The sequence below is a fragment of the Roseateles sp. GW821-FHT09G03 genome (genome assembly GCF_059416045.1).
This window is the reverse complement of record NZ_JBWKOK010000004.1, coordinates 540,585-554,275: the sequence shown is the minus strand read 5'-3', so window position 1 is coordinate 554,275 and position 13,691 is coordinate 540,585. Positions and strand designations below refer to the sequence as shown.

13 protein-coding genes are annotated in these 13,691 nt (G+C 70.4%); 7 read left to right on the top strand and 6 right to left on the bottom strand.

Annotation, left to right across the window (positions count from 1 at the left end; translation table 11 throughout):
- Positions 1–143: 143 nt before the first annotated feature.
- Positions 144–1,688 (bottom strand): methyl-accepting chemotaxis protein, encoded by a 1,545-nt coding sequence (locus AC07OZ_RS18105; protein ID WP_495468467.1) that lies wholly within the window; start codon positions 1,686–1,688, stop codon positions 144–146.
- A gap of 230 nt (positions 1,689–1,918) precedes the next feature.
- Positions 1,919–2,281, bottom strand: a complete 363-nt coding sequence (locus tag AC07OZ_RS18100) for a 2Fe-2S iron-sulfur cluster-binding protein (RefSeq protein WP_495468553.1) — start codon at positions 2,279–2,281, stop codon at positions 1,919–1,921.
- Between the two features lie 99 nt (positions 2,282–2,380).
- On the opposite strand from AC07OZ_RS18100, the gene AC07OZ_RS18095 reads away from it, so the two are divergent.
- From AC07OZ_RS18095 to AC07OZ_RS18075, 5 genes are all read left to right on the top strand, one after another.
- Positions 2,381–4,363, top strand: coding sequence for a M3 family metallopeptidase (locus AC07OZ_RS18095; RefSeq protein ID WP_495468466.1), 1,983 nt, complete (start codon positions 2,381–2,383; stop codon positions 4,361–4,363).
- A 7-nt stretch (positions 4,364–4,370) separates the two neighbouring features.
- On the top strand, positions 4,371–4,895 hold the full coding sequence (locus tag AC07OZ_RS18090; protein ID WP_495468465.1) for a YgjP-like metallopeptidase domain-containing protein: 525 nt from the start codon (positions 4,371–4,373) through the stop codon (positions 4,893–4,895).
- A gap of 76 nt (positions 4,896–4,971) precedes the next feature.
- Positions 4,972–6,087, top strand: a complete 1,116-nt coding sequence (locus tag AC07OZ_RS18085; protein ID WP_495468552.1) for a tRNA dihydrouridine synthase — start codon at positions 4,972–4,974, stop codon at positions 6,085–6,087.
- Positions 6,084–8,405, top strand: coding sequence for a S9 family peptidase (locus AC07OZ_RS18080; protein ID WP_495468464.1), 2,322 nt, complete (start codon positions 6,084–6,086; stop codon positions 8,403–8,405). The genes AC07OZ_RS18085 and AC07OZ_RS18080 overlap by 4 nt, the downstream gene beginning before the upstream one ends.
- A 30-nt stretch (positions 8,406–8,435) precedes the next feature.
- A complete protein-coding gene (locus tag AC07OZ_RS18075) occupies positions 8,436–8,780 on the top strand; it encodes a translation initiation factor Sui1 (protein ID WP_331614230.1) in 345 nt (114 codons plus the stop codon).
- 73 nt (positions 8,781–8,853) lie between these two features.
- On the opposite strand, the gene AC07OZ_RS18070 is transcribed toward AC07OZ_RS18075, so the two are convergent.
- Positions 8,854–9,501: a class I SAM-dependent methyltransferase gene (locus AC07OZ_RS18070; RefSeq protein WP_495468463.1), complete on the bottom strand. Its 648-nt coding sequence runs from the start codon at positions 9,499–9,501 to the stop codon at positions 8,854–8,856.
- Positions 9,502–9,697: 196 nt separating this feature from the next.
- Here AC07OZ_RS18070 and AC07OZ_RS18065 point away from each other — a divergent pair, with 196 nt between their 5' ends.
- Entirely contained in the window at positions 9,698–9,970 is a 273-nt protein-coding gene (locus AC07OZ_RS18065; RefSeq protein WP_495468462.1) for a hypothetical protein, read from the top strand.
- Between the two features lie 48 nt (positions 9,971–10,018).
- Here AC07OZ_RS18065 and AC07OZ_RS18060 read toward each other — a convergent pair whose 3' ends face one another.
- Positions 10,019–10,597, bottom strand: coding sequence for a DinB family protein (locus AC07OZ_RS18060; RefSeq protein WP_495468461.1), 579 nt, complete (start codon positions 10,595–10,597; stop codon positions 10,019–10,021).
- Between the two features lie 70 nt (positions 10,598–10,667).
- Between AC07OZ_RS18060 and AC07OZ_RS18055 the strand changes: the two genes are divergently transcribed.
- Positions 10,668–10,913: a DUF3297 family protein gene (locus tag AC07OZ_RS18055; protein ID WP_377156667.1), complete on the top strand. Its 246-nt coding sequence runs from the start codon at positions 10,668–10,670 to the stop codon at positions 10,911–10,913.
- A 3-nt stretch (positions 10,914–10,916) separates the two neighbouring features.
- On the opposite strand, the gene AC07OZ_RS18050 is transcribed toward AC07OZ_RS18055, so the two are convergent.
- On the bottom strand, positions 10,917–12,332 hold the full coding sequence (locus AC07OZ_RS18050) for a sensor histidine kinase (RefSeq protein ID WP_495468460.1): 1,416 nt from the start codon (positions 12,330–12,332) through the stop codon (positions 10,917–10,919).
- A complete protein-coding gene (locus tag AC07OZ_RS18045) occupies positions 12,329–13,666 on the bottom strand; it encodes a sigma-54-dependent transcriptional regulator (protein WP_495468459.1) in 1,338 nt (445 codons plus the stop codon). The genes AC07OZ_RS18050 and AC07OZ_RS18045 overlap by 4 nt, the downstream gene beginning before the upstream one ends.
- Between the last annotated feature and the right edge of the window lie 25 nt (positions 13,667–13,691).

The following is a 13,691-nucleotide window of genomic DNA, read 5'->3' as shown; positions in this document are numbered from 1 at the left end:
CAGAGCGTGCGGAGCGCCAGAAAGCGAAAAGGCCCGCAGTGAGTGGGTCTCACTGGGGCCGGAGTGGTGCTGGGGGTTCCCGGAGGGACGCCCCCTGCGCCGCGGAGAGCCCGCGCTTGGCGAAGCGCAGGTTCTCGGAAGTGTCAGCCGAGCTTGAAGCTCGAGACGGTCTCGACGAGCTGAGCCGACTGGTCCTTGAGCGACTCCGCCGCAGCAGCCGATTCCTCGACGAGCGCCGCATTCTGCTGCGTCATCTGGTCGAGTTGGCGGACGGCCTGGCCGATTTCCCCGAGGGTGAGCGACTGCGCCGCGCTGGACGCGGAGATCTCGCCGATGACGCGGGTGACGCGTTCGACGCTGGTGACGATCTCGCGCATGGTGGCGCCGGTGTCGGCGACCAGGCGGGAGCCGCCGTCCACGCGTTCGACCGAGGCGGAGATCAGCGACTTGATCTCCTTGGCTGCTTCCGCGCTGCGCTGGGCCAGCGAGCGGACTTCGCTGGCCACGACCGCGAAGCCGCGGCCCTGTTCGCCGGCGCGCGCCGCTTCCACGGCGGCGTTCAGCGCCAGGATGTTGGTCTGGAAGGCGATGCCGTCGATGACGCCGATGATGTCGGCGATCTTGTTGGACGACTGCTGGATCTCGTTCATCGTCGCGACGACCTGCTCGACCATCGCGCCGCCGCGTCCGGCGACCTGCGAGGCCGTCTGCGCCAGGCCATCCGCTTCACGCGCCGATTCGGCGTTGAGCTTCACGCCTTCGCCGAGCTGCGCCATCGCGGCGCCGGTTTCTTCCAGGCTGCTCGCGGCCTGCTCGGTGCGGTTGGACAGGTCGGCGTTGCCGGTCGCGATCTCGGACGACGCGTGGCGGACCTGGTCGGCGGAGGAGCGCACGCTGGCGATGGTCTCGGCCAGGCGCTGCTGCATCTCCTGCAGCGAGCGGCGCAGCGTGGCGACCTCGTCGGTGCCCTCCACGTCGGCGCCGCGGCGGCTCAGGTCGCCATTGGCGATGGACTGGCTCAGCGACTGCGCCTCGGCCAGCGGCTCGGTCACCGAGCGCGTGATCACCAGCGCGATGCCCACACCCAGCACGATCGCCACCGTCATCAGCGCGATGACCAGGTTGCGGGTGCTTTCGGCCTCGGCCTGCGCTTCCTTGCGCGCGGCCTGCAGCAGGTCGCGGGTGTGTTCGGCGAACTTGTCGATCGCGACCAGGTAGTCGTTCATCGCGGGGATCAGCTGCGACGCGGCGATCGGCTTGATGTCGCCGCCGCCTTCCTTGACCTTGATGGCGGCCTCGCGGGCGTCCTGGTACTTCTTGCGGGCAGCGCCGATCTCGTCGATCAGCTTGTTGCCCACCGGCTCGGTGACGCTCTCGTCGAGTTCCTTCTGGATCTTGTCGATGCGGGCCGACAGCTCCTTCGAGCGCGAAGTGAAGGCCTTGACGAAGTTCTCGTCGTCCACGACCAGCTGCACGATGCGGCGCTGGATGTTGCCCTCGGTCAGGCCCGACCATTGGCGCGAGATCTCGAGCGTGTGCATGTCGACCTCGACCAGGCGCTCGATGCGCTGGTGCAGCATCGACACCCGGATGACGCCCACCGCCGAGGCCACGGCCATCAGCACGATCACCAGCGCAAAGCCGGCCAGCACACGGCTTCTCAGCCGCCAACGATTCAGATTCAGCATGTCGGGAGTCCTTCTTCTTCGCGGCAGACCCGCCCGGAGGGCTTCAAACCCGGCGGGCGATCCTGTCAGCATTGGAATGTTTGATACGCGGACGGGATGCTGCCTCTCGAAGGTGAAAGCTGATCGATGGATATGCGGGGTCGCCCGTGAACAAAAGCGCGGAAGGCGTTTTCGTGAACCCGCGTGTGGGTTTATCGCCTCAGCCGGACCGCAGCTTGTGCGAGATGCGATCAGATTTTGGCACCCGAGGCCGGCCCGGGCGGCGGTGGCACATCGAACAGGTTGATCGTCTGCGGCTGGTCCATCACCAGGTCCGAGCGCGCGCAGGCGACGCAGGGGAGGATCCAGCCCTCGTCCTTTTCCTCCCGCGACAGGCCGGGCCACTCGATGCGGTACTCGATGCGGCCGGACACCAGTTTCGCGATGCAGGCGCGGCAGGTGCCGTTGCGGCAGGAATGCGGCAGGCGCAGGCCGTGGTCGAGCGCGGCCAGCAGCAAGGTCTGGTCCTCGGGCGCGTCGAAGCGCCAACCCTGGGGATGGAGGTCGACGGCGTGAACGGCCGGTCCGGTCGCCGCGGTCGCTGCGGTCGGTATGGCCGGGGAGGGCGATGGCAGGGAAGGCGCGCCGGAGTCCTCGGCGGCGTCATGGGCGTGGTCCATGGCCGCCATCATGCCGTGCGCTAAGCTTCCCCGATGCCTCACGTCACCACCGCCACCTCGGGGCGCGGCGCGTCCGCCGCGCCAGCCGTCCAGGCCGCCCAGGCCTTCTTCGACCAGCTCAACCGCGATTACGTCGCGGTGCACAAGCGCAAGGAAGACCTGTTCTGGGCCACCTACATGGCCACGAGCGACGACCACGAGGGCTTCGGCCGTGCCGAGACCGACTACAAGGCTTTCATCTCCGATCCGGAGACATTGAGCGCGACGCGCGCACACCTGGCCGCCGTCGAGGCCGCGGGGGACGCCGCGCCGGGCGCCGCCGGCGCCGATGCCGACGCCCGCCAGGCGCTGGCCCACGGCCTGCGCGGCTGGCTGGGCGTGTTCGAGGCCAACATCGTCGACAACGACGAAGGCCGCCGCCTGATGGCCGAGCTGATCGAGGCGGAGCGCGTGCTCTTCGCCAAACGCAAGGACTTCGCGCCGACGCATGTCAACGACCGCGGCGAGACCGAAGCCGCCACGTTGACGATGCTGTCGACCAACGCGGCCACCAACCCGGACGAGTCGCGTCGCCGCAGTTCCTACGAGGCGCTGCACGGCCTCGAGCGCTGGGTGCTGGAGAACGGCTTCCTGGAGATCGTCGCGCTGCGCAACCGGCTGGCGCGTGCGCTCGGCTTCCCCGACTACTTCGAGATGAAGCTGCGCAAGAACGAGCGCATGACGAAGGCGGAGCTCTTCGGCGTGCTCGACGACTTCGTCGCCCGCACCGAGGCAGCGCAGCAGCGTGCGCACGATGCGCTCGCCGCGAAGCACGGCCCGGACGCGCTGGAGCCCTGGAACCTGCGCTTCCACAGCGCCGGCGACGTGACGCGCCGCATGGACCCGTACATGCCCTTCGGCCCCGCGCTGCGGCGCTGGGTGCGAAGCTTCCGCCGGCTGGGCATCCAGTACCGCGGCGCGACGATGCGGCTGGACCTGCTGCAGCGGCCGGGCAAATACCAGAACGGTTTCTGCCACGGACCGCTGCCGACGTGGTTCGACGAGCAGGGCCGCTGGCACGCCGGCGAGATCAACTTCACCGCCGAGGCCAAGCCCGACCAGGTCGGCAGCGGCGCGCGGGCGATGCTGACGCTGTTCCATGAAGGCGGCCACGCGGCCCACTTCGCCAACGTGACGCAGAACTCGCCGTGTTTCTCGCAGGAGTTCGCGCCGACCTCGATGGCCTATGCGGAAACGCAGTCGATGTTCTGCGACAGCCTGCTCGGCGACGCGGACTGGCTCAAGCGCTATGCGCGCACCGTTGACGGGCAGGCGATTCCCGACGAGCTGATCCACGACCGCATCGCGTCGGCGCAGCCGATGCGCGCCTTCGACGAGCGTGCGATCGCCGTGGTGCCGTACTTCGAGGCGGCGCTGTACGCGATGGCCGACGAGGAACGCACGACCGAGTCCGTGCTCGCGCTGGCCCGCGCGATGGAGCGCCGCATCCAGGGCGTCGACCGCGCGCCGCGGCCGATCCTCGCGATCCCGCACCTGCTGAACCAGGAGTCGGCGGCGTCGTACCAGGGCTACCTGCTGGCGCACATGGCGGTCTACCAGACGCGGGCGTTCTTCCTGCAGCGCGACGGCTACCTCACCGACAACCCGGCGATCGGGCCGGCGCTGGCGCAGGCCTACTGGGCGCCGGGCAACAGCCTGTCGCACGACGCGACGCTGCGCCGGCTGACCGGCGAGGGCTTCTCGGCGCGCTACCTGGCCGAGGCCTGCGACGAGACCGTCGAGCAGGCCTGGGCGAACGCGCAGGACCTGCTGGAAGCCTCCGAGCGCCGCGGTGAACGCACTGACGAAGGTCCGCCGCTGGACGCGCACGTCCGCGTGGTCCACGGCGCGGAGCTGCTGGCCGACAACGGCGATGGCAACGCGTCGGCGGAGCAGGCGATGTTCGAGCGCTTCGAGCAGTGGATCAGCGCGAACTACGGGACGCCGGCAGCTTCGTCCGCCGCCGCCGCGCACTGACCGCGTCGTGAAGTACCTGCAGGGCTATTCGCCGGCGCTGGTCGCGCAGGCGCAGCAGTTGCTGGACGCGGGCGAGCTCGGCCCGCTGCTGGCGCGCAAGTATCCGGAGCCGCACGAGGTCCGCAGCGACAAGGCGCTGTTCGACTACACCCAGGACCTGAAGCAGCGCTTCATGCGCAACGCGGGGCCGCTGGCGCTGGTGGCCTACGACGCCAAGCTCAAGGTCATCCAGCACGCGCTGGGCACGCACACGCGGCAGGCCGTGGTGCACGGCAACCGGCTCAAGACGCGGCGCGAGATCCGCGTCGCGACGCTGTTCCGCGAGGCGCCGGCCGAGTTCCTGAAGATGATCGTCGTGCATGAGCTCGCGCACCTGAAGGAGCTCGAGCACGACAAGGCGTTCTATGCGTTGTGCCACCACATGGCGTCGGACTACTCGCAACTGGAATTCGACGTGCGTTTGTGGCTGAGCGTGCGCGACCGCGAGGAGAAGCTGGCGAAGGCCGGCAAGGCCGAGAAGGTCCAGGAATAGGCGCTTCCGCTATGCTCCCGGTCTTTCCAGACCGCCGACCCGCGGCGCCACGAGCGCGGCGGGTTCCTTGCCTCCAATGATTCTGCTGGCGCCCATGGAGGGCCTGCTGGACCACATGCTGCGCGACACGCTGACCCGTGTCGGCGGCGTGGACCGCTGTGTCTCCGAGTTCATCCGCATCACCGACCGGCTGCTGCCGCGCCGCGTGTTCACGCGCATCGTGCCGGAGCTGCTCCACGGCGGACGCACGCGCGCCGGCGTGCCGGTGCGGGCGCAGTTGCTCGGCTCCGATCCGCAGTGCCTGGCGGAGAACGCCGCGCGGCTGGCCGAGCTGGATCCCGAAGGCATCGACCTCAATTTCGGCTGCCCCGCCAAGACGGTGAACCGGCATCGCGGCGGCGCCGTGCTGCTCGACGAGCCGGAACTGGTCGGCGAGATCGTCGCCGCGGTGCGCCGTGCGGTGCCGGCGCATCTGCCGGTGTCGGCCAAGATGAGGCTGGGCAACGAGGACCGCGGGCGCATGCTCGATTGCGCCCGCGCGATCGAGGCGGCCGGCGCGTCGGAACTGGTCGTGCACGGCCGCACCAAGCGCGACGGCTACAAGCCGCCGGCCTACTGGGACCAGATCGCCGTGCTGCGCGAGGCGATCGGCATCGACGTCGTCGCCAACGGCGAAGTGTGGACCGTCGAGGACGCGCTGCGCTGCCTGGAGGAGTCTGGCTGCAGCTCGCTGATGCTGGGACGCGGCATGGTGGCCGATCCCGGGCTGGCGCTCGCGGTGCGCGCGGCGCGGGGCCACTCGCAGGGCGTTTCCGCGCTGCCCTGGTCGGACGTGATTCCGCTGATGGAGAGCTTCTTTGCCCAGGTGCGCCGCAACGTGGCGACGCGCCATCAGGCGGGCCGGCTCAAGCAGTGGCTGCACTACCTGCGCCGCCGCTATCCCGAGGCGGAAGAGACCTACCAGCGCGTGCGCACGATCAACGCGCCGGATGTGCTGGCCATGACGCTGTTCGGCCGCCCGCTGGATCCGACCGCACCGCCGCCGGAGATGGAGGACGACGAGCTCGTCGACGCCTTCAGCGCCTGCGACGCCGAGGAGCGCGCTCCGGACGAGCGCGCCGTGGACGAGCCCGCCGATGGCCTGTCCGATACCGATCAACAACAAGACAGCGACTCGCTGATCGCCGCATGACCGCTTACCGACTGACTTCGCGCCTGCTGGCGCTCGCCGCCGCATTGGCGCCGGTGTTCGCCGGCGCCGCGCCCGCCGCGCCGTCCGCCTCTTCTTCCTCTTCTTCCTCTTCGTCCTCCGCCAAGGACGTCGTTCCGCTGACGCTGGAACGCGTCCTCGGCGATCCGCCGCTGCAGGGCCGCCTGGTGCGCCAGGCCGAGATCTCGCCCGACGGCGCGTGGGTGAGCTACCTGCGCCCGTCGGAGACCGACAGCGAGCAGCTCGAGCTGTGGGCGCAGCCCGCTGCCGGCGGCGCACCGCGCAAGCTCGTGTCGGCGTCGGACGTGCTCGGCGGCCGCAGCCAGCAGCTGACCGAGGCCGAACGCATGGCGCTGGAGCGCAAGCGCATCTCGCAGGGCGGCATCACCGGCTACCAGTGGTGCGGCCCGTCGGGCAAGGCGCTGTTGTTCCCGCTGTCCGGTGACCTGTACCTGGTGCGCCTCGGCGACCAGGGTCCGAAGGCGCAGCGCCTCACCAACGATGAACAGGTGCCGGAGCAGGATCCGACCTGCTCGCCCGACGGCAGCCGCGTCGCCTACGTGAAAGGCGGTGAGCTGTGGGTGCAGTCGCTCGAGGGCGACGGCGCCGCGCGCGCGCTGACGAAGGGCGCGACGGAGACGCGCTTCTGGGGCCTGGCCGAATTCATCGCGGCTGAGGAGTTGAGCCGCCAGCGCGGCTACTGGTGGTCGCCGGACGGCAAGCAGCTGCTGGCGCTGAACGTCGACGAGCGCGACGTGCCGGTGAAGACGCGCGCGCAGATCTTCTCCGACCGCACGACGATGACGCAGCAGCGCTACCCGGGCGCCGGCGAGAACAACGCCCGCGTCACCGCGTGGACGCTGCAGGTCTCGGACGGCCGCATGACGCCGCTGCCGCTGCCGTCGGACGCCGAATACATCGCCCGCGCCGGCTGGTTCGGCGACGGCACGCCATGGCTGCAGACGCTGACGCGCGATCAGCACAAGCTGGCGCTGACCGAATACGCGAATGGCGCCGGCCCGGGCCGTACCGTCATCGACGAGCGCGATCCGGCCTGGGTCGAGGTGCACGACGACCTGCAGGAGATCGACGGCCTGACGCTCTCGGGCCAGCCGGCGCTGCTGTGGTCGAGTGAATCCTCCGGCCGCCGCCAGTTGGTGCTGGTGGACCGCCGCACCGGCGAGCGCCGCCCGCTGACGAACGAGCCCGAGCCGGTCGCGCACCGCGTGTGCAGCGACGGCAAGACCGTGGTCTACGCCGCGGCGCGCGATCGCGGCCGTTCGCGCGAGCTGTTCGCGATCGACCTGAACGGCACGAGCCGTCCATTGGACGGTGCCCAGCCGCGCCAATGGCGCGACGCGCGTGGCGACGGCGACTGCTCGCGGCTGCTGGTCACGCGCGGCGCGTGGGGCGAACCGCCGGCGCTGTCGCTGCAGGCGGTGAAGGCCGGCGCGAAGCCGGTGGCGCTGCCAGGCGACGCTCCCGACGCGCTGCTGGCGCGCATCGTGCCGAAGCCGGAGGTGGTCGACATCACCGCCGCCGACGGCCGCACGCCGCTGAACGCGCTGTACTTCGCGCCGCTGGACGGCAAGGCCGGTCCGCATCCGGTGATCGCGATGGCCTACGGCGGTCCGGGCACCTCGACCACCAACTGGAACTGGAGCCGCGACACCGCGCTGATCGCGTACTGGCAGCGTCGCGGCTACGGCGTGTTCACGCTGGACACGCGCGGCATGCAGAACCGCGACCGCGAGTTCACGCGCGCGCATCGCCTGGCTTTCGGCGCGGTCGATGTGAACGACCTGTTCGCCGCGGTGCGCCAACTGCCGAAGCAGGTCGCGGGCGTGGATCCGAAGCGGATCGGCTTCTTCGGCTGGTCCTACGGCGGCTTCCTGGCCGAGCGCGCCATGCTGGACGCCGACACGCCGCTGGCCTCCGCGGTGGCGGTCGCGCCGCCGACGGACTGGACGCTCTACGACACGGCTTACACCGAGCGCTACCTGGGCATGCCGCAGGACGGCAAGGACGGCAAGGGCCCCCAGAGCGACGCGTACCGCCAGTCCAACCTGGTGATGCGCGCGAAGCTGCTGACCAGGCCGTTGCTGATCGTGCACGGCACCGCCGACGACAACGTGCTGTTCGAACACACGCTGCGCCTGACCGAGGCGCTGCAGAACGAGGCGCGGCCGTTCGAGCTGATGATCTATCCGGGCAAGGCGCACGGCATCGCAGGACGCAGCGCGAAGCTGCACCTGTACCGCACGATCGACGCCTTCTTCGCGAAGACGCTGGCGCGCTGAGCGCCGGCCTGACGAGACAGGAAAGAAGCGATGGCGCTGGTGTATTCGACGAACGGCGGGCGGGTGTGCCCGGACTGCCGGCAGGCGCAGGCCGATTGCCGCTGCAAGGCGCAGGCGGCGAACGCGGTGCTGGGCGACGGCAAGGTGCGCGTGCGCCGCGAGACGGCGGGCCGCAAGGGCAAGGGCGTGACGGTGGTGCTCGGGCTGCCGATGACGGTCGCGGAGTTGACCGAGACGGCCAAGAAGCTGAAGGCCGCCTGCGGCAGCGGCGGCACCGTCAAGGACGGCACGATCGAGATCCAGGGCGATCACCTGGACAAGGTGATGGCCTGGCTGACGACGGCGGGATTCGCGCCGAAGAAGGCGGGCGGCTGAGGTCGCCATATGTCGTGTTCGGGCCATATTTCCTCGGCAGGAAATATGAGCGAAAGACGAAATATCGGGGCGCTCACAGTCGCAGCGTGACCATGTGCCAGCGCGTGCCTGTCGCGTTCAGCACCGCGTCGCTCACCGTGTGCGCGGCGAGCGAGAAACCCATGGTCGCCAGCAACCCCGCCACGCGCTCCGGCGCGTGATTCGCGAAACGGCGTCCGTCGACGTCGCGGCCCTCGGCCAGCGAGCCGTCGATCTGTTCCGGCAGCGACAGCAGCATCACCGTGCCCGGCGCGGCACGGCGGCCATCGGCTGAACGTCGCAGCGTGGCCGCCAACGCGGACAGGGCGCGCGGCAGGGCGTCTTCGCCCACATGCATCAGCACCGCGCTGCACACGACGCCGTCGAATCCGTCCGGCACCGCATCGGCGAAGGGTCGGCCCAGGTCGGGCAAGGCGCCGTCGCGCAGGCGGCCCGCTAGTGCCGGGAACTGCACGAGCGCGCGTTCACGCATCGCCTCGCTGGGCTCGACGCCGTAAGCCTCCAGTCCTGCCGCGAGCATCCCGGCGACATCCCGCCCCGCGCCCGCGCCGACATCGAGCACGCGGCTCCCGCGCGGCAGCGCCGCCTCGACGACGGGCAGCATCGCGCTGCGCGGCGACTCGGGCTGCGTGGCGAGGCGCCCGGCGTAGCGCCGGTAGAAGTCGTCGGTGCGAGGGTCCATGGCATCCATGGTTTCCATGATGCCGCAGCCCGACCGGATCCACGCGGGACCACCCCGTGCGAATACCGGCACGCGAGTGAGGGGTCGGGTTGCAGACAGTGACGGGAGTTGCGACGTTTGCACGCGCGGCGCCGGGGGCGGCGTCCTAATGTTGCCTCGTCCGGCCCCACCTCCCCGTGGGCCGCGGAGACCGTCCATGAGTCCTTCCCAGTTCGGTGCGCTCCAGCGCGACGCAGGATCCCGCAGCAGTCATAGCCACCTGCACGGCAGTGGCCACGGCCATGGCCGCTATCTGCTGCGGTTCGAGTCGTTGTTCCACTCCGGCCGCGGCCTGTCCTTCCCTTGCGACGAGCGCGGCCAGGTCACGCTCGACCAGCTCAGCGAGCAGGCCCGCGAGAACTACCTCTTCGCCCGCGCCGTCGTCGGTCACGAGTACGCGACGCCGGTGGTTCAACGCTGCGACGAATGAGCGCTTCCCGCGGCGAGGGCGCTCACCGCGCCTTCGTCACGGTCGACATCAGGGCGCCGCGAGTTGCGCGGCCTCGTACTGCCCCAGCACCCACTGCAGGCCCGCCAGGTGCTGCTGGTCGTGGCTGCACAGGTAGTGGATCAGCGACTTGAAGCTCAGCGGACCGTAGCCCTCGAAGCGCGCCGGGCGCTTCAGCTGCTCCGGCGTGATCGCCGCCAGCAGCGCCAGCGTCTCCTGACGGGCCGCGGCGAAAGCGGCCAGCGCGGCTTGCGCATCGTCCTCGCCATAACGGCGCTCGCGCGCCAGCGCCTCCGTGTCCAGCGAGGGCAGCAGCGGATCGTCTTCTCCCAACGTGCGCCGGATGCGCCACTGATAACCGTCGATCTCGATGTCGCGCACATGGCAGACCTGCTCGATCGCGGTCAGCGGCTCGCTCGGCACGCCGTCCCACGAAGGCGGCGCCCAGTGCCGCGCTTCAACCGGGAACAACGCGAAATGCGCCGCCAGTTGCGCGGGAAAGGCCGCCAGCGCGTCCAGCGTGACGGCATCGATGGCGGAGCGCGACAAGTCCAGGGACGAAGCGCCGGATGAGGTGGGGGATGAGGATGGCGTGGCGATGGCTGTCATGCTGGCGATATTAGGGCGCCGGACTGCGGGACAATGCCGCGTTTTCCGATTCCCTTAGAACGCCCACGTCATGAGCGACACCACCCGCCCCGAACTGCCCGACCACCTGTCCATCGACCCGCGCAGCCCGCACCACGTCGCCGCCGTGTTCGAGCACGACATCGGCATCCTCTTCAACGGCAAGGAGCGCAAGGACGTCGAGGAGTACTGCGTCTCCGAGGGCTGGATCCGCGTCCCCGCCGGCCGCACGCTGGACCGCAAGGGCCAGCCGATGATGATCAAGCTCAAGGGCAAGGTCGAAGCGTTCTACAAGTGACGCTCAGCTCCTTGGCCAGCTGATCGCCACCCATAGGCCGCCGCCGTCGCGGTTGCCCATCGCGATGCGGCCGCCGTGCGCCTCGGCGATCTCGCGCGCGAGCGCCAGGCCCAGCCCGCTGCCGCTGCGCTTGGTCGAGTAGAACGGCATCAGCGCCTGCGACAGCTGCGCCTCGGTCATGCCGGGGCCGCGGTCGCCGACCTCGATGCGCCAATCCTCGCGCGCCACACCACCGGTACCGACGCTCAGGCTCACGCCTTCCGGCGCGCTGCCGGATTCATGCGCGTTCTTCAGCAGGTTGATCAGCGCCTGCTCCATCTGCGCCGCGTCGAAACGCCCCGGTGACGCGGGCAACTCGCCCGTCAGCGCGAAGGGGTAGTGCGCGCCCAGGGAGTCGATGAAGGGCGGCCAGTCGACCGGCGCCAGCAGCGGCGCGGGCAGCTTCGCGAAGCTCGCGTAACCGGCCAGGAACTGGTGCAGGTGCTTCGCGCGGTCGCCGATGCTGCCGAAGACGCCGGGCACGCGCTCGTGCATGCCGCGCCGCGACAGTTCCGCGCCGCTGTGCGCCAGCGACGAGATCGGTGCCAGCGAGTTGTTCAGCTCATGGCTGATCACGCGGATCACGCGCTTCCAGCTCGCGACCTCCTGCCGCGACAGCTCCTTCGTCATGCGGCGCAGCAGGCGCAGGCGATGCGGCTGGCCCTGCAGGCGGAAGTCGCGCATCGACAGGTGGTAGCGCTCCTCCTGCCCATCCTGCATGACGCTGAAGAGTCCGTCCTGCGCGCCCGCGAAGGCCAGGCGCAGGTCTTCCGGCGCGTCGGCCAGCACCTCGTCCAGACCGCGACCCGCCAGGCTGCGGCCCTGGTCCATCAACTGACGCGCGGCGATGTTGGCGTAGGCGATGCGCTCGTTCGCGTCGGTCAGCAGCAGCGCCACGGGCGTGTTCTGCACCACCGTGTCCAGCAGCAGCTCGCGCTGCGCGAGGTGGCGGCGCTGCTCGCGCAAGGCCACGCCCAGCTCGCTGTGCAATCTCGTGAGGGTCGACAGCTCGGCCAGGCCGCCGGGAGGCTCCGCGGCGATGCCGCTGCCGAACTCGCCGTCGCGGTAGCTGAGCACCGTGCTCTCCAGCGCCCGCAGCAGGCGCGTCAGCGGCATCAGCAGCAGGCTCGCGAGGCCCCAGACGATGGGGAGCATCAGCAGGAAGGTGAGTCCCACCGCGGCGGCGCTCCAGGTCTCCGGCGCCTCGTGGCCCATGGACTGCAGGAGCTGTGGCACCGGCCACAGCGTCAGGGTTAGGTGGATGGACACGGCCGCGACCGCCGCGGCGATCAGGCACAGCGCCAGCCGCATGTGCAGCGAGCGATGCCAGCTCGCGTGCCGGGTGGAAGGCCCGGATGAGCGCGGCGGCGCCTCCCTCATCCGGCGTCCAGCCCGTAGCGCTCCATGCGCCGGTAGAGCGCCTGGCGCGACAGCCCGAGCGACTGCGCCGCCCGGCTGATCACGCCCGACGCGGACTCCAGCGCGGCGACCACGGCCTCGCGGCTGGGCTCGTCGAGGTTGCGTGACGCCAGCGGTGACGCGGCCGGCAGCGCCAGGTCCTGCTCGCCGATCACGCGGCCCGGCGCCAGCAGCGCGGCGCGCTCGATGGCGTTCTTCAGCTCGCGGACGTTGCCGGGCCAGGGATGCGCCATCAGCGCCTCGCGCGCGCTGTCGCTCAGGGTCGCGCGGCCGGCGAGGAAATGCTCCGCCAGCGGCAGGATGTCGGGCACGCGCTCGGCCAGTCCCGGCAGCGCGACCTCGATCACGTTGAGCCGGTAGTACAGGTCCTCGCGGAAGGTGCCGGCGCGCACCATCGCGCGCAGGTCCGCGTTGGTCGCCGAGATCACCCGCACCGTCGTCTGCCGCGAGCGGCTCGATCCCAGGCGCTCGAAGCGCCCCGTCTCCAGCACGCGCAGCAGCTTCACCTGGCCGGCCAGCGGCAGGTTGCCGATCTCGTCGAGGAACAACGTGCCGCCGTCGGCGGTCTCGAAACGGCCCTCGCGGGCGCGCGCCGCGCCGGTGAAGGCGCCGCTCTCCGCGCCGAAGAGCTCGGCCTCGATCAGGTCGCCCGGCAGCGCGCCGCAGTTGATCGCGACGAAGGGCCCGTCGGCCACCGCCGAGTTGGCATGCACGATCGCCGCGACACGTTCCTTGCCGCTGCCGTTCGGACCGGTGACCAGCACCGGCGCCGCCGAGCGTGCGACTTGGCAGGCGAGCTCCAGGCAGCGCAACAGCGCCGGCGATTCGACCACCAGTCCGTCGAGCCGGTAGCGGCGTCGCAGCTCGTCGAGGCGCTGGCGCTGCTCGTGCCGGCTCTCGCGCAGCGCGCGGCCGTTCTCGGCCAGCTCCAGCAGGTTCTCGACCGTCGCCAGCAGCTTGGCGTCGTCCCAGGGTTTGGCCAGGTAGTCTGCCGCGCCCGCCTTCACCAGCGCGACCGCCTGCTCCAGCTGCGTCCAGGCCGTCAGCAGGATGATGGGCAGGTCCGGGTGTCGTCCGCGCAGTTGCTGGAAGAGCTCGCGGCCTTCCTCGCCCGAAGTCGTGTCGGCGCTGAAGTTCATGTCCTGGATCACCAGGTCGACACGGCGTTGCGCCAGCAGCGCGAGGCCCTCGGCCGGAGAGGCCGCGTAGAGCGCCTCGATGTCGTGCAGCGAGAGCAGCAGCGACAGCGCCTCGCCGACACCGGCGTGGTCATCGATGATCAGGACGGTTCTCATTGGAGGCGCAGCATATCAAGGGGAC